The sequence below is a fragment of the Chamaesiphon sp. genome, assembly GCF_041738855.1.
GTDB lineage: Bacteria > Cyanobacteriota > Cyanobacteriia > Cyanobacteriales > Chamaesiphonaceae > Chamaesiphon.
Map to the genome: position 1 here is coordinate 1 of NZ_JBGSPA010000190.1, position 26971 is coordinate 26971.

Annotated in this window: 27 protein-coding genes; 19 read left to right on the forward strand and 8 right to left on the reverse strand. The window is 48.9% G+C overall.

Annotated features, from left to right (window positions below; all coding sequences use genetic code 11):
- Positions 1 to 138 precede the first annotated feature (138 nt).
- Complete coding sequence (locus ACEW9I_RS20120; RefSeq protein ID WP_373542107.1) at positions 139 to 945, reverse strand: inositol monophosphatase family protein; 807 nt, start codon at positions 943 to 945, stop codon at positions 139 to 141.
- A 433-nt stretch (positions 946 to 1378) separates the two neighbouring features.
- Between ACEW9I_RS20120 and tal the strand changes: the two genes are divergently transcribed.
- The 3 genes from tal to opcA all read left to right on the forward strand — a co-directional run bounded on the left by tal (position 1379) and on the right by opcA (position 6037).
- Positions 1379 to 2533: a transaldolase gene (gene tal, locus ACEW9I_RS20125; RefSeq protein WP_373542108.1), complete on the forward strand. Its 1155-nt coding sequence runs from the start codon at positions 1379 to 1381 to the stop codon at positions 2531 to 2533.
- 465 nt (positions 2534 to 2998) lie between these two features.
- On the forward strand, positions 2999 to 4528 hold the full coding sequence (gene zwf / locus ACEW9I_RS20130) for a glucose-6-phosphate dehydrogenase (protein ID WP_373542109.1): 1530 nt from the start codon (positions 2999 to 3001) through the stop codon (positions 4526 to 4528).
- A gap of 144 nt (positions 4529 to 4672) precedes the next feature.
- Positions 4673 to 6037 carry a glucose-6-phosphate dehydrogenase assembly protein OpcA gene (opcA, locus tag ACEW9I_RS20135; protein ID WP_373542110.1) on the forward strand — a complete coding sequence of 455 codons (1365 nt, stop codon included), beginning with the start codon at positions 4673 to 4675 and terminating at the stop codon, positions 6035 to 6037.
- 305 nt (positions 6038 to 6342) lie between these two features.
- Here the strand turns inward: opcA and ACEW9I_RS20140 are convergent, their stop codons facing one another.
- From ACEW9I_RS20140 to ACEW9I_RS20150, 3 genes are all read right to left on the reverse strand, one after another.
- Positions 6343 to 6468: a hypothetical protein gene (locus ACEW9I_RS20140; protein WP_373542111.1), complete on the reverse strand. Its 126-nt coding sequence runs from the start codon at positions 6466 to 6468 to the stop codon at positions 6343 to 6345.
- A gap of 83 nt (positions 6469 to 6551) precedes the next feature.
- The gene (locus tag ACEW9I_RS20145; protein ID WP_373542112.1) at positions 6552 to 7439 is read right to left on the reverse strand and encodes a choice-of-anchor L domain-containing protein; all 888 of its coding nucleotides are present in this window, start codon (positions 7437 to 7439) and stop codon (positions 6552 to 6554) included.
- 496 nt (positions 7440 to 7935) lie between these two features.
- Positions 7936 to 8844, reverse strand: coding sequence for a choice-of-anchor L domain-containing protein (locus tag ACEW9I_RS20150; protein ID WP_373542113.1), 909 nt, complete (start codon positions 8842 to 8844; stop codon positions 7936 to 7938).
- A gap of 68 nt (positions 8845 to 8912) precedes the next feature.
- Between ACEW9I_RS20150 and ACEW9I_RS20155 the strand changes: the two genes are divergently transcribed.
- The 10 genes from ACEW9I_RS20155 (at position 8913) to ACEW9I_RS20200 (ending at position 15610) form a co-directional block, all read left to right on the forward strand.
- On the forward strand, positions 8913 to 9221 hold the full coding sequence (locus tag ACEW9I_RS20155; RefSeq protein WP_373542114.1) for a hypothetical protein: 309 nt from the start codon (positions 8913 to 8915) through the stop codon (positions 9219 to 9221).
- Between the two features lie 37 nt (positions 9222 to 9258).
- Positions 9259 to 9537, forward strand: a complete 279-nt coding sequence (gene rpsO, locus ACEW9I_RS20160; RefSeq protein ID WP_373542115.1) for a 30S ribosomal protein S15 — start codon at positions 9259 to 9261, stop codon at positions 9535 to 9537.
- Between the two features lie 208 nt (positions 9538 to 9745).
- Positions 9746 to 10219: a PAM68 family protein gene (locus ACEW9I_RS20165; RefSeq protein WP_373542116.1), complete on the forward strand. Its 474-nt coding sequence runs from the start codon at positions 9746 to 9748 to the stop codon at positions 10217 to 10219.
- Positions 10220 to 10435: 216 nt separating this feature from the next.
- On the forward strand, positions 10436 to 11233 hold the full coding sequence (lpxA, locus tag ACEW9I_RS20170; protein ID WP_373542144.1) for an acyl-ACP--UDP-N-acetylglucosamine O-acyltransferase: 798 nt from the start codon (positions 10436 to 10438) through the stop codon (positions 11231 to 11233).
- A 155-nt stretch (positions 11234 to 11388) separates the two neighbouring features.
- Positions 11389 to 11766 carry a hypothetical protein gene (locus ACEW9I_RS20175; RefSeq protein ID WP_373542117.1) on the forward strand — a complete coding sequence of 126 codons (378 nt, stop codon included), beginning with the start codon at positions 11389 to 11391 and terminating at the stop codon, positions 11764 to 11766.
- Positions 11767 to 11872: 106 nt separating this feature from the next.
- Positions 11873 to 12412 (forward strand): Dps family protein, encoded by a 540-nt coding sequence (locus ACEW9I_RS20180; RefSeq protein WP_373542118.1) that lies wholly within the window; start codon positions 11873 to 11875, stop codon positions 12410 to 12412.
- Positions 12413 to 12821: 409 nt separating this feature from the next.
- A complete protein-coding gene (locus ACEW9I_RS20185; RefSeq protein ID WP_373542119.1) occupies positions 12822 to 13076 on the forward strand; it encodes a hypothetical protein in 255 nt (84 codons plus the stop codon).
- Positions 13077 to 13287: 211 nt separating this feature from the next.
- Positions 13288 to 13527, forward strand: coding sequence for a CsbD family protein (locus tag ACEW9I_RS20190; RefSeq protein ID WP_373542120.1), 240 nt, complete (start codon positions 13288 to 13290; stop codon positions 13525 to 13527).
- A gap of 385 nt (positions 13528 to 13912) precedes the next feature.
- Entirely contained in the window at positions 13913 to 14101 is a 189-nt protein-coding gene (locus tag ACEW9I_RS20195) for a hypothetical protein (protein WP_373542121.1), read from the forward strand.
- Positions 14102 to 14173: 72 nt separating this feature from the next.
- The gene (locus tag ACEW9I_RS20200; protein WP_373542122.1) at positions 14174 to 15610 is read left to right on the forward strand and encodes a PRC-barrel domain-containing protein; all 1437 of its coding nucleotides are present in this window, start codon (positions 14174 to 14176) and stop codon (positions 15608 to 15610) included.
- 26 nt (positions 15611 to 15636) lie between these two features.
- On the opposite strand, the gene ACEW9I_RS20205 is transcribed toward ACEW9I_RS20200, so the two are convergent.
- Together ACEW9I_RS20205 and ACEW9I_RS20210 are read right to left on the reverse strand one after the other, a co-directional pair.
- A complete protein-coding gene (locus ACEW9I_RS20205) occupies positions 15637 to 16119 on the reverse strand; it encodes an NADAR family protein (RefSeq protein ID WP_373542123.1) in 483 nt (160 codons plus the stop codon).
- 99 nt (positions 16120 to 16218) lie between these two features.
- Positions 16219 to 17100, reverse strand: a complete 882-nt coding sequence (locus ACEW9I_RS20210; protein WP_373542124.1) for an alpha/beta fold hydrolase — start codon at positions 17098 to 17100, stop codon at positions 16219 to 16221.
- A gap of 197 nt (positions 17101 to 17297) precedes the next feature.
- Here ACEW9I_RS20210 and ACEW9I_RS20215 point away from each other — a divergent pair, with 197 nt between their 5' ends.
- Positions 17298 to 18263, forward strand: a complete 966-nt coding sequence (locus ACEW9I_RS20215) for a DUF362 domain-containing protein (RefSeq protein WP_373542125.1) — start codon at positions 17298 to 17300, stop codon at positions 18261 to 18263.
- 117 nt (positions 18264 to 18380) lie between these two features.
- On the opposite strand, the gene ACEW9I_RS20220 is transcribed toward ACEW9I_RS20215, so the two are convergent.
- Complete coding sequence (locus ACEW9I_RS20220) at positions 18381 to 19754, reverse strand: GAF domain-containing protein (protein WP_373542126.1); 1374 nt, start codon at positions 19752 to 19754, stop codon at positions 18381 to 18383.
- Between the two features lie 316 nt (positions 19755 to 20070).
- A complete protein-coding gene (locus ACEW9I_RS20225) occupies positions 20071 to 20877 on the reverse strand; it encodes an SDR family NAD(P)-dependent oxidoreductase (RefSeq protein ID WP_373542127.1) in 807 nt (268 codons plus the stop codon).
- A gap of 578 nt (positions 20878 to 21455) precedes the next feature.
- Between ACEW9I_RS20225 and ACEW9I_RS20230 the strand changes: the two genes are divergently transcribed.
- The 5 genes from ACEW9I_RS20230 (at position 21456) to ACEW9I_RS20250 (ending at position 26909) form a co-directional block, all read left to right on the forward strand.
- Positions 21456 to 23300 carry an ABC transporter ATP-binding protein gene (locus ACEW9I_RS20230; protein ID WP_373542128.1) on the forward strand — a complete coding sequence of 615 codons (1845 nt, stop codon included), beginning with the start codon at positions 21456 to 21458 and terminating at the stop codon, positions 23298 to 23300.
- A 625-nt stretch (positions 23301 to 23925) separates the two neighbouring features.
- Positions 23926 to 24654 (forward strand): response regulator transcription factor, encoded by a 729-nt coding sequence (locus ACEW9I_RS20235; RefSeq protein WP_373542129.1) that lies wholly within the window; start codon positions 23926 to 23928, stop codon positions 24652 to 24654.
- A gap of 24 nt (positions 24655 to 24678) precedes the next feature.
- Complete coding sequence (locus ACEW9I_RS20240; RefSeq protein ID WP_373542130.1) at positions 24679 to 24858, forward strand: hypothetical protein; 180 nt, start codon at positions 24679 to 24681, stop codon at positions 24856 to 24858.
- Positions 24859 to 24875: 17 nt separating this feature from the next.
- A complete protein-coding gene (pyrF, locus tag ACEW9I_RS20245; protein ID WP_373542131.1) occupies positions 24876 to 25613 on the forward strand; it encodes an orotidine-5'-phosphate decarboxylase in 738 nt (245 codons plus the stop codon).
- Between the two features lie 36 nt (positions 25614 to 25649).
- Positions 25650 to 26909 (forward strand): M16 family metallopeptidase, encoded by a 1260-nt coding sequence (locus ACEW9I_RS20250; protein ID WP_373542132.1) that lies wholly within the window; start codon positions 25650 to 25652, stop codon positions 26907 to 26909.
- Positions 26910 to 26971 lie beyond the last annotated feature (62 nt).

Here is a 26971-nt window from a genome sequence, read left to right on the forward strand (position 1 = left end):
AGGTTTTAGGCTTTAGGCTTTAGGGGAAGATATGGACGAAAACAGCGGTGCGCTCCCTTGGAGGTTTCCTCCGCATGAAGGCGCAACAAGACAACACTAGCAAAGATTTTGTTTCTACTTTCGCAGGAGGTCTACCCTTTATCTGCGGATAGAATCCATCAGTGGCAATACCAGATCGGCCAATTCCGATCGATTGACGATCGCACTCGGCATGGGATAGTGCTCGTAATCTCGCCCGACAACCGCTGGAAAAGTCGGCTCAGATCTCAAAGAGTGCCACGATCCTCCAGCAGCGTGGACAATCGCCCAGACAGCCGCTAGATCCCAAATTTTGGGAGTTGCTTCCACACCACCAAGACTCGCACCAGCAGCAACCGCCAGAAAATTATAAGTAGCAACTCCTAGCATCCGAATTTTGCAAGGAAATCCTGGTTGCCAGATCTGGAGACTACGGGCGCACAAACTGAAAAAATGATTGCTACTAGGTGAATCCTGACTAACGTGGATTGGACGACCGTTTAGATAGGCACCAGTTGGCAAATCCAAACCCGTAGTCCCAGCCCAATAACCGTGAAAAGCTTGGTTTACAGGTGGAAAATAGACATAACCGAATACTGGCTCTCCATCATAGAGTAACCCGATCGAGATCCCCCATAAGGGAATCCCCCGCGTAAAATTGGTCGTACCATCCAAAGGATCGATAACCCACGTCCAGCGATTCTCAGTGAACCCATGCTCATTCTCCTCACTGAGAATCGCATGATCGGGAAAAGTCTTGGCAATACTCGATCGAATCTCACGATCCGCCCAGCGATCGGACTCTGTAACCAGACTACCATCATCCTTTTCCAACCCCTGTACACGTCCGAAGTCCGAAAGTAATCGGGTGCCCACTCGCTGCGCGGTAGTGGTGGCGAGATCTAATACTTGAGTCCAAAATTCCATATTCTTTTAATCGCAGTGTTAATAGGCTGAGTGGATCGAATCATCAAGATACCTCGATCGCCGATCCCTAGATCAATCCTAGAGATTTTGGTCAAAAATGTGTTCGTTGACGCGCATATTCAAATGTCGATCGGCTAGAATGCTCGAAATAGCGATCGCCAATAGCAAAATTCAATTCCCTCCCAGCTTGTGGATCGTCTGAAGCGCGATCGAGATCCTGTGCGAACGTTACAATTAAATAGTAGTTATTGTTAGATCCAGTGAGTTGTTAACATAGCGGTAGATAGAGCCATAGCAACCAGATCGTAACTACAACAGAAGATCTTTCTTAGATACATTTTCCAGAGCAATATCATTGGCGAGAGTCGAATATCTCGGACAAAACCGCCATCACAGCATTGATAGTCACTACCTAATGGAGTAAATGTCAACCATGTCAACCACAGCCCAAAATCCGCTCCTAGAGATCGAGCAAGAATACGGACAAAGTATTTGGATGGACAATCTCAGCCGAGATTTGCTCACCACAGGCGAACTCGCCGAACTCATCGACACCCGTGGCGTACTGGGGATCACCTCCAACCCCGCCATCTTTGAAAAAGCGATCGCGGGTAATGCCATATATGACAACCAAATCGAAGCAGGGATCGAAGCCAAAAAATCCCTCAACGATATCTACGAATCCCTGATCTTCACCGACATCCGCCACGCCTGCGACATCTTGCGCCCAGTCTACGATCGCACCAACGGGATCGACGGCTACGTCAGCATCGAAGTCCCCCCCACCATCGCCGCCGATACCGCTAGCACCATCACCGAAGCCCGCCGCTACTATGGTGAAATCGATCGTTCCAACGTAATGATCAAGATCCCTGGTACCCCCGAAGGCTTACCCGCCGTCGAACAGATGATAAGCGAAGGCATCAGCGTCAACGTCACCCTCCTGTTCTCCGTCGCCAGCTATGTCGAATCCGCCTGGGCATATATTCGCGGCTTAGAAACCCGCGCCGCTCAAGGGGACGACATCAGTAACATCTCCTCCGTCGCCAGCTTCTTCCTCAGCCGGATCGACACCAACATCGATGCTAAACTAGACCAGCTCCTCAAAAATCTCAGCGATCCCACCAAAACCGAAAAAATCTCCGCCCTCAAAGGCAAAATCGCGATCGCGAATGCCAAAGTCGCCTATCAAGAATACAAGAAAATCATCGCCACCGATCGCTGGCAACAACTCGCAGCCAAAGGTGCGCGCGTCCAACGCCTACTCTGGGCGAGTACGGGCACCAAAGATCCCAGCTACAGCGATGTCATGTACGTCGATGGATTAGTTGGCCCAGATACCGTCAACACCCTACCACCAAATACGATCGAAGCCTGTGCCGATCACTGCGATCCCGCTAGCCGGATCGAAGCAGGAGTCGATGAAGCCTACCGCCTGATTGCCAGCCTCAAAGATCCCGATGTGAATATCGATCTCGATAGCGTCATGGGCGAACTCCTCATTGACGGAATCGACAAATTTGTCAAACCCTTTGACTCGCTGATGAAATCTTTAGATGGTAAAGTAAAAGCGTTGATGCCAGTGTAGGGAGAGGGTAGGGAGTAGAGAGTAGAGGGTAGTTAATTAGGGTACTAAACCGCTCCCTACTCTTAATCTAACAATCCCGTAAAGCTCAATCCGCGATCGAACGCCAGCACAGCAACTTCTAACTAAAATCTCAAGTGGAGTGAATGCCGCACCACGCTGCACACAAATCGAACCTTTGGAGGGGGTCTGGGGGAGGCGATAGCTTCCCCCAGTCGGGGTTATAGAGAGGTACCAGTCTGGGTTCTACCCCAAGTCATACCGAAAAACTCACCCCCAATCCGAATTTTGATTTGTTAGCAAGCGACAGAATCTAGAGAGTAAACCAGTAAAAATATTTACACTATTGCCTAAAAGATGGATGGTGGGCAGTGCCCACCCTACAAAATTACTACAAAGTTACAAATAATTAAACAACAAACCTAGCAAGCTAGTTCGAGTTCTAAGCATCAGTAATCAAGAAAAATAATGATCGATCTACTAGAAAACCCGTTCCGCCTCGGCTTACGACAAGAACGAGTCCCTGAACCTCAGATTCTGACTATCTTCGGAGCCTCCGGCGACCTGACCCATCGGAAACTGATCCCCGCATTGTACCAGATGCGACTCGATCGAAGACTTCCCCCCGAAATCACCATCGTCGGCGTTGCCCGTCGCGACTGGAGCCATGAATACTTCCGCGAACATTCCAAACAAGGGATCGAAGAATTCGGGAACGGCATCCAAGACGAAACCGCCTGGGCAGAATTTGCCAAAGGCTTATATTATTGCTCCGGCGACATCGACAAACCCGAAAGCTACCAAAAACTCAAAGCCTTCCTCAGCGAACTCGACACCGAGCGGCGCACAATGGGCAACCACGTCTTCTACCTCTCCGTCGCCCCCAATTTCTTCCCCGAAGCCATCAAGCAACTCGGTAGTGCAGGAATGCTCAACGATCCCCAAAAACATCGCCTCGTCATCGAAAAACCCTTCGGGCGCGACCTCAGCTCCGCCCGAGTCCTAAACCGAGTAGTGCGAGAACATTGTCAAGAGCAGCAAGTGTACCGGATCGACCACTACCTGGGCAAAGAAACCGTCCAAAACTTGATGGTATTGCGATTTGCCAATGCGATCTTTGAACCCCTTTGGAATCGCAACTATATCGATCACATCCAGATCACCGTCGCCGAAACTGTCGGTGTCGAAGATCGAGCGGGTTACTACGAATCCGCTGGCGCACTGCGAGACATGATCCAAAACCATCTAATGCAGGTATTCTGCCTCACCGCGATGGAACCGCCCAACTCCCTCGATGCCGATTCAATTCGGACTGAAAAAGTCAAAGTCTTGGAAGCTACTCGCCTCGCCGATGTCAATAATCTTAGTCGCTCGGCAATTCGGGGACAATATCAAGCAGGCTGGATGAAAGGCGACCAAGTACCAGGCTATCGGGAAGAGCCAGGTGTCGCACCCGAATCGGTGACTTCCAGCTTTGTTGCCATGAAATTTATGGTCGATAACTGGCGGTGGAAAGACGTACCTTTTTATCTACGAACTGGTAAACGGTTACCTAAAAAGGTTTCTGAAATCGCCGTACAGTTTAAAGAAGTGCCGTGGTTGATCTTCCAATCTGCTTCGCGGCAAGCCAATCCCAACATCCTAACAGTGCAGATTTATCCGAATGAAGGGATATCGCTCCAATTTGAAGCCAAGATGCCTGGAGCAGATCTCCGCACCCGCACGGAAAATATGGATTTTAACTACCAAGAAGCTTTTGGTGTGAAATCTTCAGATGCTTACGACAGGTTATTGATCGATTGTATGCTCGGCGATCAAACTTTATTTACCCGTTCTGATGAAGTCGAGGAAGCATGGCGGATTGTCACCCCTGCGCTATCGGATTGGGAGGCTAATACCAATCCCGATTCGGTTTCGCTATATGAAGCGGGTACTTGGGGACCATTAGCCGCCGAGGATCTAATCAATGATGATGGTCGGAAGTGGCATCGATCTTAGAATTGCTGCGTAGATCTGACCCACCCCACCCTAATTCCTTCGGAAAGGCTTCGCCAACGGGCACCCCTCCAAGGAGGAGATTTTCCGCCCAATTTCTAAAGCTTAAAACCTAAAGCCTAATCCCTAAAGCCTAAAGCCTAAATTATGAGTACCCAATCTCCGCCAGTAGTCTCATTGCGCGCGCCGAAGGATGTTTCTGTCGCCGATATCGAACATGAATTAGGGCAGATCTGGAAAGACTATCAACCAGAGAGTCAGACTCAAGATGCGATCGTTGCTACTCAGGCTGCTACCTTCACACTGATGGTGTATGAGCCAGAACCGACTCAGCACATGTTAGCAGTATTGGGCTTCTATAATGGGCCGATCGATGGGATCTTTGGCCCTGCTCAAGTCAAAGCGATTAGAGCCGCCCAATTAGCCTATCAGCTAAGTGTGACTGGTAAACTCGATCGGGAGACGATGAGCAAAATCCAAGCTGCTTATCACCAAAAGATTGCCACTACTCAAGATACGCATGCCCTCGCTGTCGAAAAAGATGTCGATAATCGCGGCTATGTAGTCACCGATGCGATCGCCAATACCAATCCTCGGCGGATTGTCACCGTCTGTCCAGTCATCAGTGAAGACACTGGCGTGACCGCCCAGGTGTCCGTCTATTGCCCGATGAAGAAGCAATATCTACACACGCTCATTGGTAGTGAATACGTCACCTTACGCGCCACTCCAGATGCCTTGGAGTGCAACGGTGAGAGTATCGCCAACCTCGCCGTACCCGAATTTCCCCAATTCTTGTGGTGGAAAGATACCCCCACACCCACGAAGCCCCTATTTCTTCAGCTAGCAGCACGAGCGCATTCAGTAATTTTTGACTCTGCCGAGTTTGAAACCAGCGAAGCTGAATTATTGCAGTTGCACGAGATACTCGATCGCGGCACCCCCGTGATCGATCTCAACTGGCGCAGGATTGCGGGCTGGCAAGAACTCACCGCCGAAGCCTTCGATCCCCCCGCGAGACGTAAAGACATCACCGAAATCGATCGCGTGGATGTCAACTACGAAGCAGGTAATCCCGCTCAAGCCTTGATGTTCCTCGGTTGGCTCTCCAGCCGCCTCCAGTGGCAACCCGTTAGTTACAAACATACTGGGGGTGATTACGACCTCCGCGAGGTGGATTTTGTTGCTCCCGACGGACGCAAGATCCATACCGAACTCGCCGGAATGCCGACAGCCAATGCAGGTGAGATCCCTGGCGATCTGATGGGTGTCAGACTCAACTCCACCAATCCCAAAGCCAACTGCATCACCGTCCTCTGTTCGGAAGTGGCTGGTTGTATGCAGATGGAAATGCGCGGCGGTACCCAAACCGCACGGGTAGAGGAAGTATCTTCCCTCGCCGAACGCAATGCTGAAGATTTACTCGCTGAGTATCTCCAGCGGTGGGGACGCGATTTACTTTATGAGCAAACGATGACAGTCGTCGCTCAAATTTTGAGTAAAGTCGGGTAAGTGATGTGGAGTAAAGATGATGTGGGGTGTCTTAGGCGCAGCGATGCGCGTTCCGTCTGTGCCTACGGCAGGCTTACGCCAACGACACGCCTCGCTTCGCTCGTCTACGGGTTCCCCGAGGGTTTAGCGACCCAAATCACGCGGAGGTGCCCTCCGCATGTGTTTGGGTCAAGACAGCGCATCAAGACAGCCGTAACGCACCAGTATTCGATTTTAAGGCTCTGAGTTAGAATCGCCATAGTTTATATCGAAGCCTAGCCCATTTTGGTGCGTTTACCCTAACGTCAGTGTCTCGTTCCGAGAGGCTACGCCAACGGGTTAAGGATATTGGCTTCGTTCCGACACCGCCGCCGATTGAAATCGGGGCTAACGTTACAAAGTCCGCCTTCGCGGACTGACAATCTAGTCCGCGAAGGCGGACTTTGCACCATAAGCAGAGACTTCCAGTCTCTAGGCTCTTCTTTTCCCGTTGGCGTAGCCTCTCAGAACGAGACACTGACGTTAATTAAGCAATCTATACTTTGTCGTTAGATTTGAGCTTCTTTCTCATGCGGAGTGCTGCTGTACCACCGATCAGAGTACCGACGATCGTAAACGGCTCAGGAACCGCAGTTGGAGAAGTATCAGCGAAGGTACCCGCCTGAATAAATACCGCCGAATCCAAACTAGCATCGAAAACGTCAGCGATCGCCAACTTAATACGATGCGATCCAGCACGAAGTCCCAAAGCTTGAGCTGTCAACACAGTGGTATAGCCATCATATTGAGTACCAGCCGCACCTGAAGGATTAGCAATGTAAAATTGTGGATTCTGGGGATTTACACCAGTATCATCTTGACCGTTGTTAATGGTGTTGATGGTGATCGGAGTAGTAGTTCCAGGCACTAAGGCAATATTGGTTCCATCCACAAAGAAACCGAGTACGTCATTAAACTCAGTATTGGCAAATTCTGGGTACTCTTCAGATGCAAATACAAAGTTGAAGAATAGATCCGATGAAGCTGATGTAAAGTCAAAGGTTAGGACACTTGCATCAAAGGTAGTCTCTCCGCCTGCTAATGCACTCAATTGGGCATCTCCAGCGGCACTATTGTTCAATCCCGCATTGGCAGTGCTGTTTGGTCCTGGGGCAAGATTGGCATTACCACTAGTCAAGATGATCCCTTGATCGATCCCGATGCCAGCAGCTGTCCCGCCAGTGAATGTACCAGCAGCAGTAGTTCCTCCTCCGGTATAGACAAAGTTGGTGGCAGTGATACCTGTACCGATGATGGTGTTGCCCAAAATAGCAGCATCGTTAGTGGGAGTCACCACCAATACAGCCTGAGCTGAACTAGCTCCGACAGTGGCAATAGCCACACCTGAGCCTAGAGCCAAACTTACGAGTCTTGTGAGTTTCATAGCGCAAATTCTCTTCAAAATAGGATAGTCGGGGTTTCGGTCTGCGATCTTTGCAACATTTTTTAGATCTACCAGTCAAAACAAAAGTCAGATATGTGGTACTGGTAGTATATCAATCGCCACTGTTAGTTGGCGCAGCATCAATCTCTACTTGGCTGACTCGATCTCATCTCTAGATCGAACATCAGTTACCGCAAATTTTTAAGTGTTTTATTCGACACAAGGCGTATACTTTATTACTAAGTATTTGTTAATATACTTAATATCTTTACAGGAGCATAGCGGTATATTACAATAATGTCAAGATCGAATTAGCATCTTTTTGCACATCGCTGTTGCTGATGTGGAGATGACGTACGATCTCGATTTAGCTTGGCTCTAATGAGCGGATGGCGAATTGCCAAGGATAGTCAGCAAAAAGCACCAGACACGCGATCGGAATTCATCATCGAAATCCTCACACGTAGCTGGTGCCCGTTTAAGCTAATTAATTAGTCTACACTTTGTCGTTAGATTTGAGTTTTTTTCTCATGCGGAGTGCCGCTGTACCACCGATCAGAGTACCGACGATCGTGAAAGGCTCAGGCACGTCAGTAGGACTACCAGTAGGCGGCAGAGTAGGGTTGGTAGCAGCAAAAGTATTTGCCTGAATAAATACCGCCGAATCCAAACTAGCATCGCCGACATCAGCGATCGCCAGTTTAATACTATGCGATCCAGCACTAAGTCCCAAAGCTTGAGCTGTCAAAACAGTCGTGTAGCCATCATATTGAGTACCAGCCGCACCTGAAGGATTAACAATGTAGAATTGTGGATTCTGGGCATTTACACCACTATTACCATTACCATTGTTAATGGTGTTGATGGTGATTGGAGTAGTAGTTCCAGGCACTAAGGCAATATTGGTTCCATCGACAAAGAAACCGAATACGTCATTAAAATTAGTATTGGCAAATTCTGGGTACTCTTCAGATGCAAATACAAAGTTGAAGAATAGATCCGATGAGGTTGAGGTAAAGTCAAAGGACAGGACACTTGCATTAAAGGTACCTGCTCCGCCTGCTAATGCACTCAGTTGTGCATCACCTAGTGCAGTATTACTACCTGTCGACCCACCCGTGCTATTAGGTCCTGTTGCTAAATTAGCATCACCACTAGTCAAGATGATCCCTTGGTCGATCCCGATGCCAGCAGACGTTCCGCCTGTGAAAGTGCCAGAAGCAATGTCTCCTCCGGTATAGACAAAGTTGGTAGCAGTGATACCTGAACCGATGATAGTGTTGCCCAAGGTAGCAGCATCGGTAGTGGTAGTCACAACCAATACAGCCTGAGCCGAACTAGCTCCGACAGTGGCAAGAGCCACACCTGAGCCTAGAGCTAAACTTACGAGTCTTTTGAGTTTCATAGAGTAAATTCTCAGCAAAATTTAAGATAATCGAGGATTCCATACGAGCTTTAATATCAAAAAGCAAGGTGCCTTTTGATACAGATTTCACGACTTTTAGATCCGTACGCCTAGTATTCCCAGATCTTTCAAAATGTATCCATCCGATTCAAAAATATTTTGCAGGTGTAGCAAACACTTTAGATCGCTACTGTCTCAATCACCCCAATCTAGTTCGCCTTGCTGAATTCAGGTTCCACGCAAATTTGGATAGTTCGATTGCCAAACGTGGCGCGAAGTTCCAGTATTCAGCAATCGCGATCGCCGATCGTCAGTCCGCATTCAGGATCTTGTTGGCACATACCTATAGTCAAATCGAGCTGCAAATGTTAAAATAGTAAGTTGCAAAATTTATCAATATATTTTCCAGTATTCATGACCCTAACTCAAGAACGCAAGCAAGAAATCATGACTCAGTATCAGTTGCACGCAACCGATACAGGCTCCTCCGATCTCCAAGTAGCCATGCTCACCGATCGGATCAACCGTCTGAGCGAACACCTCAAAGCCAACAAAAGCGATCATGCTTCGCGCCGAGGCTTATTGAAAATGATCGGTCAACGCAAACGGTTACTAGCGTTCATCCAAGCTGAAAGCGTCCAACGTTATCAAGCTCTCGCCGACAGCCTCGGTATCCGTCGCGTCAAAGACTAGTGAGCGGATCGAGCACATCGCGATCGCTGATGGTGAGAAAGTAGTGTGAAATAGCCGTCGATCCGATTGTCTGGGCTGTTGCCTACTTTCCCGCTCGTTGGTAGAGCCACTGCAAGAGGCGATCGACTAGACGCAAGCAATAAGCAACCGTCGATCCACCATTCACCATTCACCATCCACCATTCACTACTCAAATATCAACACTAATATGTCTGGTGACAATCTCCGCCCATCTGTCCCATTTGAACCGCGCAAGAACAAGCGCAAACCCGCAGCCAAAAAAGGGACACCGATCGTCAAACCCCTGACTGCGGCACCAACCATGCCCGAGCAGGGATCTGGTTATATCCCTGAGATAGTTAGCAACCGGATGATTCGGCGGGTGCTAGTATTTTGTGGCATTCCCGTGTTGATGGGGATGGGGGTCTTTTTGGGCAGTTATTGGGTGATTGCCAACCACTTATTTAAAGTCGCTAATACATTAGTCTTGCTGACGAGTATGGGCTGTTTGGGATTGAGTGTGTTGGGGTTGACTTATGGGATTCTATCTGCATCCTGGGAAGAAGATATCGATAGCAAGGGTAGTCTGTTGGGTTGGCAAGAATTTAAAATCAACTTTGGGCGGATGGCAGATGCCTATCGGGCTTCTAAGCAGATGCAGGCAAGTCGGGAGCGGGAGTAGAGTCGGTTCGCTCTGGTTTGCCAGCGGTTGAAACCGCCGCTAGTGATGCAAAGTCCGCCTGCGCGGACTAGTTTATTAGTCCGCGCAGGCGGACTTTGCACTCTGAGGAGCGGTTTCTAACCGCTTAGGCTGTTGGGTACCGATCGATCGCACCTCAGCAATACAGGTACGCCTGTAGGGTATAATATTTGCTGCAACCCGCTCTCTTCCTCATTCATGCAGATCCATCCCACCGCCGCGATCGAACCTGGTGCTCAAATCGGTGCGAATGTCTCGATCGGTCCATTTTGCTACATCCGACAGGATGTCAAGATTGGGGACAATTGTATCCTGGATGCTCACGTCACCCTGCTCCCATACACCGCGATCGGTCGCGATTGTCATCTTCATAGCAACGTCGTCATCGGCGATCTCCCTCAAGATCTGGCATTCAAAGACGAGCCAAGTTATGTCCAGATCGGGGACAATTGCAGCATCAGGGAGGGGGTGACGATCCATCGTGGTACCAAAGCGGGAACGGTGACGACAGTAGGCGATCGCTGCCTGCTGATGGCGTACTCTCACCTCGCCCACAACGTGCAACTAGGCAATGATATTATCGTCGCTAATGGCGCACTGCTAGCTGGCTATGTCGAAGTTGGCGATCGCGCCTTTATTAGTGGCAATTGCTTGGTGCATCAATTTGTCAAAATTGGCAGACTCGTAATGATGGCTGGCGGATCGGCCGCACAGAAAGACATCCCACCATTTTGCATGACCCGCAGCACCACGCTCAACAAAATCATGGGTCTCAATACGATCGGGTTACGTCGTGCTGGCTTTACGCCTGAACAGCGATTGACGCTCAAACGTGCTTTCAGAATCCTGTACCAATCGAACTTATTGATTCCTGAAGCTTTACTCAAATTGGAAGCGGAATTTGATTCGGATTTGGTACGCGAAATCTGTGATTTTATCAAAGATTCTCAGCGGGGAATTGCCAGCTATGTCCGTCAACGGCAGCGTGAAGATTAGAGCTTGATGATGGCAATTTAGCGATCGTCCCCCTCTGCCGATCGATAGAGATTTCAGTGAGAACGCCAAAGTCAACCTCTGTCTGTTGAATGATGTGGGGATTATGTATTTCCTTATATAACTAAAGGATGCAATCCACAGCTAATTTTAACGACATGAAATTCAAGATTCACAACTTAGTTGCTACCTTGCAGCATCAGCTCACCAAATTTATCGGCGGACTCTTAATCCTGACACTAGTTTGGCAAAATGCTCTACTGGGAGTAGATGCCGCAATCGCGTCGCCGTTACTGGCAACCAGTGCTGATAGTATGTCCAAGCAAATGACTGGTACAGCCGAACAAATCAAAGGCTCCACTACCCGCGCGATCGGTAACACACAGTCAGAGATCGAAGACAAAGCTGATGATGTCAAGATGACAGCTAAAGATGGTGTGAATGATACGAAAAATGCCGTTGAAAACGTTGCTGATAGAGTTGAAAATGCTGCGGAGCAAGCAACTGAAAAGGTCAAAAACTTCTTTGGTAAGTAAGAATTTTAGCTCTCTATCTCTTGCTGGCAGCCCCAGTAGCGAGAGAGATCGCTTGCCAACATCTTATTCCTAGCTATCTAAAAAACTACTCTTGGAGATCAAGAACATGCGTCCGATCAATATTGGCTTGACTGATGAGCAACGCGAAGGTGTCATCGATGTCCTCAACCACGACTTGGCAGACTCCTATCTGCTGGTGGTCAAAACTAAGAAATTTCACTGGGATGTAGTTGGCCCCCAATTTATCTCTCTTCACGAGCTATGGGACAAGCAATACGAAGCTATTTCCACAAACATCGATGCGATTGCCGAACGGATTCGCGCTCTCGGTGGTTACCCAATTGGCACGATGAAAGGCTTCTTGGAGTTTGCATCTTTGAAGGAACATCCTGGTAACATCCCGATGGCGACAGGGATGGTGTCTGCTCTAGTTGAAGATCACGAGCAGATCGTCCGCAACCTCCGCGAACATATCGATACCTGTAGCGAAAGCTTCCATGACGAAGGTACGGCTGATTTCATCACTGGCATCATGGAGCAGCATGAAGAGATGGCTTGGATGTTGCGATCGTTTATCGAAGGTGAGGCTCTGTCTGCCAACGGTGCTCGTCCCGATCTCGAAGCCAAAACTCCAGTAGGCGTCTAACCCAATTGGCTAGATGTAGCCATGTGACTTGAATGCAGCTAACCGTTTCTAGCTGCATTTTTGTGGAAATTAATCTCACCGCTATTACAATACGGTTCGGTTAAGTCCATTTTCTTAGATATTGTCAGTCCGCGAAGGCGGACTTTGCATCACTAGCAGCGGTTTCAACCGCTACCTAACTAGCTAACCGAACCGTATTGACTGCTGTTATCCTTGACCCCCAATTTTATATGTCCGAACAATCTTTAGCCGAGCGCACGATCTCAGCCGTTTTTGTAGAACAGAGTCAAATCGATGGTGTCGTTAGAAAAATCATCCATGAATCTACAATTAGATAGAGGGTTTAACGGCGAACCTGTCGTACATTATAGATCGGTTTAGTTGGGTGTCGTAGACACCTAAAGATGCGATGAATAATACAAATCCTACTCCAGCCGCAACTCCACCAGCAGATGTGGCAGCTCCTGAAACAGCGCAGACCTTCAGTGAATCTTTGTCAGTTATGAAAGCGGACAACAAGAGTGAAGCGCAACGGATTGTCGCGCCAGAGACTAAGGGTAAGCCCCAGACTCTTGCCGATGCTTGCTTGGCGATGAAAGATGAGAATCTAGCAGAAGCACAGCGGCTCGTTCCCGATCGAAATGCTACTAAAAATCCGCAATAGCCTCAGCGATAATGATGACGGGAGCGGTTGTGGGATCTAAATCCTCGCCAAAGGTGTAGTCTATCGATCGAGAGGTGGACATACAATCGATCGACAGATAAATCCACTCGATCGCTTTCGCCAAACTATCGCTTTTAGGAGAGAGGACAAAGTGAAAAGTATTGTATCGTACAGAAAGTTCAAATAAATAAAAAACCCGAAGGAGACAATTATGAGTATCGAAGATCGTACCAAAGCAGCAGCTCAAAATGTTGAAGGCAAAGGTCAAGAAGCGATCGGTAAAGTTACCGGAAGTTCTCAAGATGAAGCAGCAGGCAAAGCCAAGCAAGCTGGTGCAGAAATCCGTGACGGCATCGAAGATGCTAAGGACAAAATTGCAGACAAAGCTAATGAATTAGGTGACAAGGTGCGTGACGGCATCGACAACGCCAAGAGAGAGCTAAATAAGTAAGTTAGTCATTTACTCTCGTTCGAGACCTGTTGTACTTGGTATAGTTTGAGATTACTTAGGTAGAGATGCCTAAGTTTTTTTGTGCCCGAGGATCTGCTGGAAAACTTGATGATATAGCAACCGCCAAGGCGGTTAGGACAGCACAGCGATTAAAATCGCCGCTAGTGCTGCAAAGTCCGCCTACGCGGACTGAGATCTAGAGTGTCTTAACCGATGTGGCGACTGCTATAACTAGCAAGTGACGCATTTAAAGTTATAACTAGTTAAATCACTCCAATGGAGTATTGAATCAGTAGATAATTTGACCGATCGAGCGATCGATTATTGGCGATCCTATTGCTAGAATTATTGGTATTAGATTAAACTCAAATTATTAATAAATATCATGCCACGCTTAATTGGTAAACCTTCTCAAGCTCCGATGTATGTTGGACTTGCCTTTTTAGTTGCGGTCATTGGTGCTAGTGTCTTGGAATATTCAGGTGACCTAAATCTAGTACCAGGATTTGGCGAACAGCCGACCGATAGACAGCCAGCGGGGTTATCATCGCAGCAGTATCCACTGCAACCGTAAGTACTCGGAATTGTAATTTATTAATTCACCTCAACTAACAATTTAGCTCTAAATCTGAGGACGGTAAAGCTCGTGCGTAAAGGAAAAGATTTGATTGGCAAGACGATTATTGCCTACGACTCTGGCGAAAAGATTGCGATCGTTAAAGATCTGATCTTCGACCAAGATGAGAACTGCCTACTAGGCTTTTTGATAAAAGAAGCGGGCTGGTTTCGTAATGCCAGAATATTGCCCCTGTTTTTAGTTAAAGCACTCGGAATCGATGCGGTTATCGTGCCGTCAAAAGATGCAATTTCGCCATCAGTCGATCGCGCTAATATTCACAAAGTCCTTCAGGATGATAATACCCTGGACGGTACGCGGATCGTAACGACAGATGGTCGCGATCTGGGTAGGTTAATTGACTTCTATTTTGACGAAAAGACAGGGATCGTGGAAGGTTATGAAGTATCTGGTGGCATCTTTGCCGATGCTTATTCCGGTCGATCGTTCGTGCCTGCTACTCATACACTCAAAATTGGTAGGGATGTAGCCTTTGTACCAGCCGAAACAGTCGGTTTGATGGAAGAACAAGTTGGTGGCTTGAAAGCAGCGATCCAAACTGCCAATGACAAGATCCAAACTACGGCTCAGAGCGCAGGTGCCAAGCTCCAAGACACCGCCCAGAGTGCCAATGAGAAACTACAAGCTGCCGCGCGTGCTGCCAATACTAGAGTTACAGATGCCATCGTCGATCGATCGGCTCAGAAAGCCTTCACGCTTGGCAAGGTAGCTCAACACACCGTCAACACCCCCAATGGTGCCCAGTTAGTACTAGCAGGTGAAACGATCGCGCCAGCAGTCGCCGATACCGCCGAAAGCCTCGACATTCTTGACGAATTGTACCGCTCGGCTGGTGGCAGTTTGACGATCCCGCTGCGCGAACGGTTGGATGATAGTGTGGCTGGTTTGACAATCGATCGCGCCCAAGGGCGACGGGCACAGCGCGCGATTTATACACCTGAGGGGTACATCATCGCCGCTCAAGGGCAAATCATCACCCCCCAAGCAATCGAGCGTGCTCGTGCGACTCACCAGGAATCAGCCCTCTTAGAGGCGGTAGGCTTGTCGCCTACGGCTGCGGCACAATCCCAAGCAAGCAACCTAGCCACAGTGGCAGGGACACGGCTCAAAACCACCACCACCAACGCCAGCGCACAGATCCAATCGGATGCTACCAGTCTCTGGGAGAAAGTTAAAGCAACTGCCAGCGACATCCAAGGGCGGAGCACACACGCACTAGAAGAAAAACGGATCGGAAGAGCTTTAGGTCGCCCGACGACTAGAGTTATCCTCGATCGCAATGATGAAGTGATTTTGAATGTCGCCGAATTGATCGGTCACAAAGCGATCCACAGTGCGCGATCGGCAGGTGTGCTGGATGTCTTACTAGACTCGGTATACACCGAACCCCCTCAACTCTCGATCGACGAGTTGCGCGCACCAGGCACTGGCAAATCTGCGCTGTGACAATCCCCAGTAGCAACTTGGGTTGCTTATAGCGTTGCCAAGCGATCGCGTTGAAGATCGGCTCTGACCTGCATCAAAATCCGTCCGAGATGATTTGTGCCATTGCGATCGCTTCCGCAGCCCCAGAAGGAATCTACAGGCGAATCTTCAACTATTTCTGCATCCGATGTATCGAGTAAAACTTGTTGAATATCTAGATGGTGCCTAAATTTTTGCCAGACAGCACGATACATGATCTCGCATTTGCATAAGTCCCAATCTGGACGCGGCTGATGGTTGCTCTCACGTCCAATTTTTGCGGCAAGTTCGGGCGTTGATGCTTGTTGGATTTGCGGCATCAGATATGCAAGTTTTGTGCCCTCAAACTTGTAGGCTTGATAATAGTGTTCGACAGTTTGCCACCGGGCGATCGCATCATTGCCGCAGCTTGTCGGCATCCAGATCGAGTGTGGTGAAAAGTTAGAAAAGCAACCATAAGGAGCATTAACTTTGTAAAAATAAATTCTCAATTTTTTAGGTGTTAGACTTTAGGCTTTAGGCTTTAGGCTTTAGGGGTTAGGTTTTAGGTGTCAGACACGTTCTCGGTGACAAATAATCATCTGACCCACTTATAATTTAGCAATCCACTGTTGCAAAACAGGGTTGACGAGTTCTGGGGCTTCATCTTGGGGACAATGCCCCACATTCGGGAGTTCGACAAACTCATCAACCGTGGCTACATTCATCAATTCGCGTCCTAAAGCGATGGGTTCCCACGGATCGGCAGCACCCCAAATCGCGATCGCTGGGCAAGTCAATTGCGGCAATAAATCTTCGGGTAATGGCCCCCAGGAATAAGCAGTAAATTTCAAGAAGACATCCGCCGCGCCAGCATCGGCGGCCGGAGCCATCAAGATCTCGATCAGTTCTGCGGTTACTGCCTCGGGGCGATGATAGGCTTGCCGTAAGATCTTGCCAACGACTTGAGGCTGGGCGAGTTGCTTAAAAAAGAATTTACCGATCGCGGGTACTGTAAGAACAGACTGAAGAATGGGTGTGCCCCAGCGACGATAAAACGGCATCGCAGCGCGTTTGCGATCGTGCAATAGTCGTAACGAACAATTGAGCAAAGCGATACCACGCACAGTTTCGGGACTGGTAACCGCAGCTTGAAGCGCAACAATACAGCCAATCGAGTTACCAACCAAAATCGTCGGCGCACCGATGATTTCTCGACAAAAATCAACGACCTGTGTCGCCCAAGTTTCAAATGTGTACTCAATCTCGCTAGGTTGTGGCTTATCCGAGCCACCAAAGCCGATCAGATCGATCGCATAACACCGACAATTGGCTGCTAATACTGGTAGATTCTTGCGCCAGTGTCCCACCGAAGCCCCAAAGCCATGAATCAGTAACACGGCTGCGCCCGTATCCCCAGCAGTCTGATAATTTATCTGATGTCCGCGCCACATCCACGTCGAATTGGCAGTCGGAGTCGCGATCGAAGTCATAGACACTAATGGTTGCAACAATCGTATTGTAACGCGATCGCTCACAAGCCAAGCCATAACCCGAAGGATATAATGAGTAAGTATTCGGGTGTAAACCCCCTGCAATCTAGCTAGTGGGCACTGCTGAGCGATCGATAGTCGAACTGTACCCACCCCGCTCCCTCAAAGCTAAAGCCTAAAGTCTAAAGCCTAAACCTATGCCGCCAACCGTCAGCCTCATTCGCGCCACATCTTACCAAGCAGCACAACTCCGCGAGTCGGTAGTCGCAGTCCTCGCCCCACTAGGTGGCATCGGTGCTTTTGTCAAAATGGGCGATCGCGTCTTGCTCAAGCCCAACTTGTTGACTGGAGCGCGTCCGACCAAAGAATGCGTGACGCGACCCGAACTAGTTAGGTGTGTCGCCGAGCTGGTAATTGAGGCGGGTGGTCAGCCATTTTTTGGTGACAGTCCAGCGTTTGGGAGTGCGATGGGAGTAGCCAAAGCCAATGGTTATTTGCCGATGATGGCAGAGTTGAATCTGCCCGTAGTGGAGTTTCATGGCAAACGCTATGAGACAGCCAGCGAGAGCTTCAATCATCTGTTGCTTAGTAAAGAAGCGATCGAGGCTGATGTGGTGATAAACTTGCCCAAAGTCAAGTCTCACATGCAACTGACGATGACGCTGGGTGTCAAAAATCTATTTGGGTGCGTTCCAGGTAAGATGAAAGCCTGGTGGCACATGGAAGCAGGCAAAAGTGCCGATCGATTTGGCGAGATGCTGGTCGAAACCGCCCGTGCAATTAGCCCGAATTTGACGATTATCGATGGCATCGTCGGACATGAGGGCAATGGCCCCAGTGGCGGCGAACCCCGCAATTTGGGCGTGCTGGGTGCCTCTGCTGACGTATTTGCGATCGACGTGGCAATGTTGGCAGTCCTCAATGTCGCAGCCCATTTAGTACCGACAGCAGCGGCGGCGCAACGATTGGGGTTGGCTCCCGCTTTGGCTGAGATCGAGTTTCCGCTGTTGCGTCCGGTCGATCTCCACTGTCCCGATTGGAAGCTACCTGAGGCGTTGATGCCGATCGATTTTGCACTCCCGCGAGTAATCAAATCTACTTTCCGCCATCTGTATATTCGATTGATTAAAGAACCAATGTCAGCTTATCAAAAGGTTGATTAAAGCGGTTATTTAGTAGGGTGGGCACTGCCCACAGATCATTTACAGCCGTAGCAAAAAAATCAAATCGGTAATGTGTTGGTGGGCAGTGCCCACCCTACTCGATTCCTCTCAATTAATTTAATTATACTTGCGAGACTTATATACTTTAATCGCTGAATCAAGTGCTGTTTCGAGTTCGGCAATATTGGACTGAAGCGAGAGTGCCCCGACGGTAGCGGTATCGGTATTACTCTGCAATTTCTTGGCGATAATGCGGATGAGGTTGATATCTTCACTAGAGAACTTCTCGGTGAGGGTAATCACTTCATGACTGAGCAAGCGCATCAGATGCTTGGCTTCATCTAATGTCTGAACAGAGTTGGTCAGAGACTCTTTGACATGCTGGATCTGAGTATCAGCAGTAGCGATCGTCTCTTTGACCATCCCCGCCCGCTTGAGTGAAGATTTCATCATCATCACTTCTTCCTGAAACTGTGCTTTGAGCAATGCCAAGCCAGTTTGGATGCCAATCTGTCTGAGGAAATCTATTTCTGGATCTTGCCATTGACGATAGTTAAAACATTGATGCACTACCAATAGTCCAAACAACTCATTGTGACTACCAATAATTGGGACGGTGATATTGGCTTTGACGGCGATTTTTGCTAAAACATCGACAAAGTGACTATTGATGCCAGCATGATGGATATTGGCGATCGACTGCACTCCGCCATACTGATATCTATCGATGTATTCAGCTTCAAAACAGGGATCTTCGATCGCCATCCCTCTAATCGGTGCTAGAGCGGGTAAGGTTGATTCGGCGATGACTTTACCACGATTGGGTGGGACGAAGGCATAGACGATCGCGCGATCGCACTCTAAAATAGTCCGAGCTTGAGTGGTGGCTATTTCCAATACTTCCGCACGGGTATTGCACTGATGAAGTTGTTGGGTAGCTGCGATCGCCAAATCGCTGTAGTACTTGTGACGATCGATTGTTGATTGAATTTTTTGGCACTGCGACCACCGAATAGCATTATCCAGTGCCCAACCGATTTGTAATGCCATCTGTGCGGCGAGGACGGTTTCTGCTGGTTGCCAGCTCCGAGGTTGCGAACACTGATGCAGGATTAATAAGCCATATAGCTCACCATCTGGTAACAAAATCGGTACGACGAGATTGGCTTTGACGGCAATATGTTCGAGTGTTTCGAGATGACAAGGAGTGATTTTGGCTGTTTGAATATCATCGATCGCACTGATGCGTCCGTTCCGATAACTATCGATATGTCGCGACAGGAAGCAGGGATCGTCGATGGTGGTTTCGATCGTGCGTGGAAATCCTGGGGCTACCGCTTCTGCCAAGATCCGCCCCAAACTCTGCGGCTGCAAGCTATACACGACAGCTCGATCGCTACCTAGAGCTTGTTTGACGCACTCTACACTGACACTGAGGATATCTTCGGCTTGCGAACAGTCGTGGATTCTGGAAATCAGATTGGTAAGCATAGCGATAACTGAGGCATTAGCATGAGTAATAGTTTAAATTGCTACAGCAACCAGCAAATACCAGTTTGTAACTTTTTATACATGACGGTTGCTCAGGCGGTAATGGGGTCGATCGCCCTCCCAGCTATCGATGTCATCACACTGCTGCTGATTACAGTTATGTATCTTCAACTAATATAACTCATTCTTATTCTTCTGCTCAGTACAATCGCGTAGCTCTTGTGAGTAATATTACCGAGCAGCTACTCACCGATCGCCCCCTGGTGACTACCAGCGGAGTAAAGTAGGGGACGATCTCGTCAGATCTGAGCGTGAGTCAACCTTTTGCTCCCAGCCACCGCCAGGATCGCTGGTGGGGTAGGGGTGCCGCCAACCGGATCGCGCGTTCGACTAGTCGCGGGACTAGATAGTTGCCCCATACCGCCAGATGACTCTGCCAGCCGATGATGATTTCATGGCGATCTGCGGCAATCCCCTGCATGAGAGCCTGGGCGACTCGTTGTGGCGACATCGGGACGATCCCCCGAAATAACTGCAAATCTCGCACCATATCAGTGTCAGTCAATGTGGGTAAGAGGGAAATAACTTGCACATTGTGGCTGGCTAATTCGCCCCGTAAGGCTTGGGTAAAGCCCAAAATGGCAAATTTGGTCGCCGAGTAAGTAGACATGGTTGGTGCGGCGACTTTGCCCATGAGACTGGCAACATTGACGATCGTCCCTTCGCGTTGAGACACCATCCGCCGTGCAATCAGGCGGGTGATGGTATACATCCCCAAGAGGTTGATGGCGATCTCTTCTTGAACGTGGGGTAACTTGGACTGCAAGAAGGGGGCTTGATAGGCGACACCTGCGCAGTTGACGAGCAGGTGGATCTGCCCATAATCTCGCCATGCTTGAGAGATGACGATATTGACGCGCACTCGATCGGTCAAATCGAGGATGAGGGGGATGACTTCGACGCCCATTGCGCCGATATCTGTCGCCATTTCCGTGAGTCGCTGCTGGTTGCGGGCAACGAGGAGCAGTCGCTTGACGCCATTTTTGGCTAGTTCAATGGCAATTGCGCGACCGATCCCGCGTGACGCGCCTGTGACGAGCGCGGTTTTTCCATGTAGCTTCATCTTCAGAACCTCCGAATGGTGGATGGTGGATGGTGGATGGTGAGGCGGCAAGGGAGTAGGAATTTCAGTTTAGGCAGAGTGCTGGTGTGTGGATTATGCACCTGCCGATCGCTGCAAGTTACTGATAGTGGGACGCGATCGGCGGTCCAGAAAGCAGATGACGGATCGTTGAAGGTGGGAGAATTTGGTAGTGACAAAAGATCGGCTATTTGTACGATGTCGGAGTCGTTTACATCAAGATTTACCGATTGAACACACGTTATCAGAAAGATCCAGCATCTGCAACAATTATTAGCAAAGTTTGGCGATCGTGATATATCGCTACAATTTTTTCAGGGATCGTTGTGTTCGCATTGATGCGCTCAATGTGTGACGCTGACTCGATCGTGGAAAGCAGATCGAGTAGATTGAGACTCGATCGATTCTGAGAATATCCTACTTTGATGAGAGTGAGTTCGGGTCGAGGCGGTTTGCGACACTCTCATTACACTATTGATTTCAACTATACTAGCAGCAAGCCTTGATGGCTCTGGGTTACAGCCAAAAATTTTAGGCCCAGGGACGATGTTAACGATAAGATGAAGAGTAAGAACAAAGGTAACTGGCGGCGATGGAAAGTAATCGGGAAGACTATCCGCCAGTCGCTATCAGTATTTCGATACAGCAGCAAAGCTTTCAGTTTGGTATGGACGACTAGTCGGACTTTGACGATCGCCTTGGCAGGATTGGCTCTAGTCGGGGGATTGTTGCCAGGAGCGATCGCGATCGTTGGTAAGTCGATTGTCGATAGTGTGGTACTAGCAAACCGAAGTGGTTTGACGATCGATCGTCAACATGCGCTGCTGTATGTGGTGCTCGAAGCGGTGGCGATCGTGTTATTGGCAGCTTCGCAGAAAGGCTTAGTAGTTTGTCAATCATTATTGCGAGTATTGCTAGCGCAACGTGTCAATGAGTTGATTCTCGAAAAAGCCCTGACGCTGGATCTGGCACATTTTGAGGATTCCGAATTTTACGACAAAATGAGTCAGGCGCGATCGCAAGCATCTAGTCGCCCGCTATCGCTGATTACTCGTACCTTTGGGCTGTGTCAGTCCGCGCTGACGTTGGTTACTTTTAGTGGATTGCTGTGGCAATTTTCGGGCTGGGCGGTGCTGGTACTGATTGGCGCGGCGATTCCGTCATTCATTGCCGAGACGCGATTTTCCGAACACGCCTTTCGATTGTTTCGCTGGCGATCGCCCGAAACCCGTCAACAGCATTATTTAGAGACGTTACTTGCCAGAGAAGATTATGCCAAGGAGGTGCAGCTTTATCAGCTCGGTGCGGTGCTGTTGCAGCGGTACCGCGATATCTTTAACTTGCTGTATGTCGAAGATCGCAATCTGACGATTAAGAAGGGCTGGTGGGGATATTTGCTGGGCTTGTTGAGTACTGTCGCTTTTTATGGAGCGTATGCTTGGATCGTCATCGAGGCGATCTCCAGTGCGATTAGCTTGGGTGAGATGACGATGTATTTGGTGGTATTTAGACAGGGACAGTCAACTTTTGCAGCGGCATTGACTTCGATCGGCGGCATGTATGAAGATAACTTATATCTTGCCAATCTCTATGAATTTCTCGATCGACCGATGCCCCAATCTCAAGGCAAAGTGACTCAAGGGATTGTGAAAGATGGAATTAGATTCGAGCATGTTTCATTTAGCTATCCTGGCAGTCAACAGCCCGTATTAAATGATATATCCCTGCATTTACCACTAGGTGAAAAACTGGCGATCGTCGGCGAAAATGGTTCTGGTAAAACGACTCTGATCAAACTTTTAACCAACCTATATACACCAACTAGTGGCAGGATTTTACTCGATGGCGTGGATTTACAAGACTGGGATGTCGATGTATTGAGACGCCGGATCGGGGTGATTTTCCAGAACTTTGTGCAGTATCAATTTACCGTCGGGGAAAATGTCGGCGTCGGTGATGTCGAGCATCTCGACGATCGTCAAGAATGGGATCTCGCGGCGCACAAAGGCATGGCAAAACCGTTTATCGATGGATTGCCCCAAAAGTTTGATACGCAACTCGGAAAGTGGTTTAAGGGCGGACAAGAACTATCTGGTGGACAATGGCAAAAAATTGCTTTAGCACGCGCATTCATGCGATCGGATGCTGATATCTTGATTTTGGATGAGCCAACTGCGGCGATGGACGCCGAAGCGGAGATGGCGATCTTCAATCGGTTTCGTGCTCTGACTCAAGATCGGATGGTAGTCTTAATTTCGCACCGCTTTTCGACGGTGAGAATGGCTGACAAAATCATTGTGATGGCAAATGGGCAAATTATCGAGCAAGGATCTCACGATCGATTGGTAGCAGATGGCGGACGCTATGCTCATCTATTTTCACTCCAAGCCGCAGGTTATCAATAGATCTTTGGCGAAAGTCAGCGGTTAACTGTGATGAGAGGGTAGAGAGTAGCGATGCGCGCTCCTCGGGTTCCCCGAGGGTTTAGCGCATCAAGACAGAGAGTGGAGGTTAGTTCTAGAGTTGGCTCTAATCCGATTCCAGACTGCAATCGATCCCTACACAACCAAAGTTGCTATCGATCTAGTGGGCAATTTATAGATTGGCACCTGTGGCATCTTCCTAAATTGAGGGAATGATAAGATTATCAGGAACGTCAACATCTGTAGATCGACACGAATGGATGACGGTCGTCAAAGGCGATCTAGGTCGATCGGCAAGATCGCCGATCCTGTCCTAGCTGTATAGTTGTATGTGGGAATAGATCGGCTCGGTTACCGATCGCGTTTGGAAGTAGTCAAACTGCGGTATGGCTGCTACCTGGCAGTGACGATCGCTAGATCCGTAGAAAGCAATTGCAGTGCGGCTGCCTGCAACTTAGTAACTCCCAATCCTCAGCAGCATCGATCGTTAAAGCACACACAAACTCTCCATCTCAACTTAAATTAGATAAATTGCACTGCTAAGTTTATTAATTTAGATTGCTGCCCCCATTTCCTGCCAAATCGTTGTGACCCCAAGGATCCGAACGTGAAAAAAATCTTATTAGTAGACGACGATAAAACCCTCCAAGCCGTGCTGACACGCTACCTCGAAAAGCGAGGCTACTCGGTACGCGTTGTCACTTCTGGAGTCCAAGGATTGAAGCTGTTTGCTCAAGATCCGCCAGATCTAGTCGTGTCAGATATCATGATGCCAGGAATGGATGGTTTGGAGTTTTGTCGTCGTCTCCGTGCTACTAGACCAGGGCAATTAGTCCCATTTATTTTTTTAACAGCCAAAAAGGATCTCGAAGACCGGATTCAGGGTCACTACATCGGTGCTGATGACTATATCACCAAGCCGTTTGAGCCACTGGAGTTACTTGCCAAAATTGAGGCTCAACTCGAACGTTCGCGGCGGATTCATTCAGAGATGGTGCGGTTGATGCAAAAAGTCCCTGAAGATCGGGATGGGGATGAGTATGGCGAAAATCTAACAGAAGCCGTTGCCAAAGCTAAAGATCCCGAACCAGAAGAAGATCTACCATTGACTCCGGCGGAGGCACGCGTATTCTGGGAAGTGATCCAAGGCTTAACCAATAAACAAATCAGCCAACGGCTATTTATCAGTCCCCGCACCGTCCAAACTCACTTGAGCAATATCCTCACCAAGCTAAATCTGGAAAATCGATCCCAACTCGTGAGATTTGCCTTCGAGCATGGCTACCGTCCACCCCAAACCCAGGATGAGCAAAGAGCTGCTGAAGCAAGGGGTTAAAAAGTTGACAGTTGACAGTTGCGGATGCAATCACGCGGAGGATACCTGGCGCATGTGTTGCACCAAGCAGACAGCGAAGGCAAAGAAGTAGGGTGGGCAATGCCCACCGTCTGGATTTCAGGTATTATCAACGTTATAACTTTACCCACCTACTGGTTATTTCCGTTTGCTTTTGCAGCTAAACTGGGATTGTTACTATTGTGATATTGCCAGCAAGCCTCATGTCAGACGATCGATCCTATCTATCTCAAAAAAATATCGCTCCCAAGGAAAGACTGATCTTTGCTTTGGATGTCGAAACTAGCGATCGCGCCAAGCAGATTGTCACCCAGCTCGATGATGCTGTGATATTTTACAAGCTAGGATTGGAGCTGTTTCTGGGCGGGCAATACTTTGAAACGATCGACTGGTTACTCGCCCGCGACAAACAGATTTTTGTCGATCTGAAATTTTTTGATGTCCCCCAAACTGTCGGTGCGGCAGTCAGACAACTCACCAATCGCGGGATTAGTTTTGTGACGGTGCATGGCAATGATGAGATCCTCAGAGCCGCTGTGCGGGAAAAACAAGACCTCAAGATTTTAGCAGTAACCGTATTGACGAGTCTCGATCGCGGCGACCTCAACGATCTGGGATTCGACTGCGATCCTGACGCACTAGTGCTATCTAGAGCCAAACGTGCCCTCGCGCTCGGTTGTGACGGTGTGATTTCATCTGGACGTGAAGCCAAGGCTCTCAGAGCCAGTTTAGACACAAATTTTTTGGTGGTTACTCCGGGCATCAGACCAGTAGACAATATCGACACCCAGAGCGACGACCAAAAACGGACGGTGGATGTCGCCACCGCTTTTCGGAATGGTGCCGACTATATCGTCGTGGGCAGACCGATAAAGTCTGCGCCCGATCCTTATGCGGCTGCATCTGCGATCCAGCAGACGATTGCCGAGATTTTCGCTTAACCATCCACCATCCACCATCCACCATCCACCCCATCAATGATAAATCCCCCAGTTCATCGCAGCCAACTAGCTAATGGTATTACCGTTCTGACGATCGCCAATCCTAGCGCAGATATCGTGTCTGGACGATTTTTTATACCAGCGGGGGGGCGGTGGGAATTATCGGCTCAAGCGGGACTTGCTCAACTGCTGACATCAGTGATGATGAAGGGTACCCAACAGCTCTCGGCTCTAGAAATTGCCGATCGAGTAGAATCAGTCGGTGCGGGATTGAGTGCCGATACTACGACTGACTATATCAAGATGAGTCTCAAGACAGTCAAGTCGGATTTGGTAGATATATTTAAACTAGCAGCCGAGATCCTCAGAACTCCCAGCTTTCCAGAGTCACAGATCGAACTCGAACGCAAGCTGATCCTCCAAGCCATTCGATCGCAAACAGAGCAACCTTTTAATAATGCCTACCGCCAGTTGCGGACAGCTCTTTATGGCGAACATCCCTACTCACGATCGAGCTTGGGAACTGCGACGACAATGGCGCAAATCAGCCGTCAGGACTTAGTTGATTACCATCAGACTCATATCCGTCCCGATCGCCTAATTATCAGCCTTGCAGGGCGAATTACCCCCACTGAAGCGATCGAGTTGGTCGCGCAAGTATTTGACGATTGGGAGATCCCCCAGATCGAGCCGCCAGTGCTATTGACTCAGAAAGTTACTACCAATCCTCAGTACCAAGTCGAACATCAAGCCACCCAACAAGCGATCGTCATGCTCGGCTATCTCGCCCCAGCCATCCACGATCCTGACTCCATCGCCCTCAAATTAATCGATAGCTACCTGAGCAATGGCATGTCCAGTCGCCTCTTTGTGGAGCTGCGGGAAAAGCGGGGACTAGCTTATGACGTTTCGGCATTTTACCCCACCAGACTAGATACTTCTCACTTTGCCGTATACATGGGCACAGCCGCTAGCAATACCCAGATTGCCGTCAGTGGACTGCGCGCAGAAGTCGATCGATTGTGTCTCGAACCACTGTCCGCCGCCGAACTCCAAACCGCCAAGGACAAACTGCTCGGACAATATGCCTTGGGCAAACAAACCAACGGACAGTTGGCACAAACCTATGGCTGGTACGAGCTATTGGGATTGGGAGTAGATTTTGACAGCCAATTTAGTCAAGCTATTCAACAACTGACATCAGCGCAACTCCAAACTGTCGCCGATAAATATCTCAGCACACCGTATATTTCGATCGTCAGTCCCGAGCAACAACTAGTAAGCAGTCAAGTCTAAGTAACGTCAATTCGGGATAAGAAGAGCCTGGAGACTGAAGTCTCGGCTAATGATCCAAAGTC

Bases quoted from the DNA above. Each gene is read 5' to 3' on its own strand.
- tal (WP_373542108.1), top strand. From the start codon at position 1,379: ATGTCAACCACAGCCCAAAATCCGCTCCTAGAGATCGAGCAAGAATAC.
- ACEW9I_RS20140 (WP_373542111.1), bottom strand. From the start codon at position 6,468: ATGGTGCAAAGTCCGCCTTCGCGGACTAGATTGTCAGTCCGCGAAGGC.
- ACEW9I_RS20250 (WP_373542132.1), top strand. From the start codon at position 25,650: ATGATAAATCCCCCAGTTCATCGCAGCCAACTAGCTAATGGTATTACC.
- ACEW9I_RS20220 (WP_373542126.1), bottom strand. From the start codon at position 19,754: ATGCTTACCAATCTGATTTCCAGAATCCACGACTGTTCGCAAGCCGAA.
- zwf (WP_373542109.1), top strand. From the start codon at position 2,999: ATGATCGATCTACTAGAAAACCCGTTCCGCCTCGGCTTACGACAAGAA.
- ACEW9I_RS20120 (WP_373542107.1), bottom strand. From the start codon at position 945: ATGGAATTTTGGACTCAAGTATTAGATCTCGCCACCACTACCGCGCAG.
- ACEW9I_RS20185 (WP_373542119.1), top strand. From the start codon at position 12,822: ATGAATAATACAAATCCTACTCCAGCCGCAACTCCACCAGCAGATGTG.
- ACEW9I_RS20230 (WP_373542128.1), top strand. From the start codon at position 21,456: ATGAAGAGTAAGAACAAAGGTAACTGGCGGCGATGGAAAGTAATCGGG.
- ACEW9I_RS20190 (WP_373542120.1), top strand. From the start codon at position 13,288: ATGAGTATCGAAGATCGTACCAAAGCAGCAGCTCAAAATGTTGAAGGC.
- ACEW9I_RS20215 (WP_373542125.1), top strand. From the start codon at position 17,298: ATGCCGCCAACCGTCAGCCTCATTCGCGCCACATCTTACCAAGCAGCA.
- ACEW9I_RS20165 (WP_373542116.1), top strand. From the start codon at position 9,746: ATGTCTGGTGACAATCTCCGCCCATCTGTCCCATTTGAACCGCGCAAG.
- ACEW9I_RS20180 (WP_373542118.1), top strand. From the start codon at position 11,873: ATGCGTCCGATCAATATTGGCTTGACTGATGAGCAACGCGAAGGTGTC.
- pyrF (WP_373542131.1), top strand. From the start codon at position 24,876: ATGTCAGACGATCGATCCTATCTATCTCAAAAAAATATCGCTCCCAAG.
- ACEW9I_RS20195 (WP_373542121.1), top strand. From the start codon at position 13,913: ATGCCACGCTTAATTGGTAAACCTTCTCAAGCTCCGATGTATGTTGGA.
- ACEW9I_RS20225 (WP_373542127.1), bottom strand. From the start codon at position 20,877: ATGAAGCTACATGGAAAAACCGCGCTCGTCACAGGCGCGTCACGCGGG.
- rpsO (WP_373542115.1), top strand. From the start codon at position 9,259: ATGACCCTAACTCAAGAACGCAAGCAAGAAATCATGACTCAGTATCAG.
- ACEW9I_RS20145 (WP_373542112.1), bottom strand. From the start codon at position 7,439: ATGAAACTCACAAGACTCGTAAGTTTGGCTCTAGGCTCAGGTGTGGCT.
- ACEW9I_RS20240 (WP_373542130.1), top strand. From the start codon at position 24,679: ATGCAATCACGCGGAGGATACCTGGCGCATGTGTTGCACCAAGCAGAC.
- opcA (WP_373542110.1), top strand. From the start codon at position 4,673: ATGAGTACCCAATCTCCGCCAGTAGTCTCATTGCGCGCGCCGAAGGAT.
- ACEW9I_RS20175 (WP_373542117.1), top strand. From the start codon at position 11,389: ATGAAATTCAAGATTCACAACTTAGTTGCTACCTTGCAGCATCAGCTC.
- lpxA (WP_373542144.1), top strand. From the start codon at position 10,436: ATGCAGATCCATCCCACCGCCGCGATCGAACCTGGTGCTCAAATCGGT.
- ACEW9I_RS20210 (WP_373542124.1), bottom strand. From the start codon at position 17,100: ATGACTTCGATCGCGACTCCGACTGCCAATTCGACGTGGATGTGGCGC.
- ACEW9I_RS20150 (WP_373542113.1), bottom strand. From the start codon at position 8,844: ATGAAACTCAAAAGACTCGTAAGTTTAGCTCTAGGCTCAGGTGTGGCT.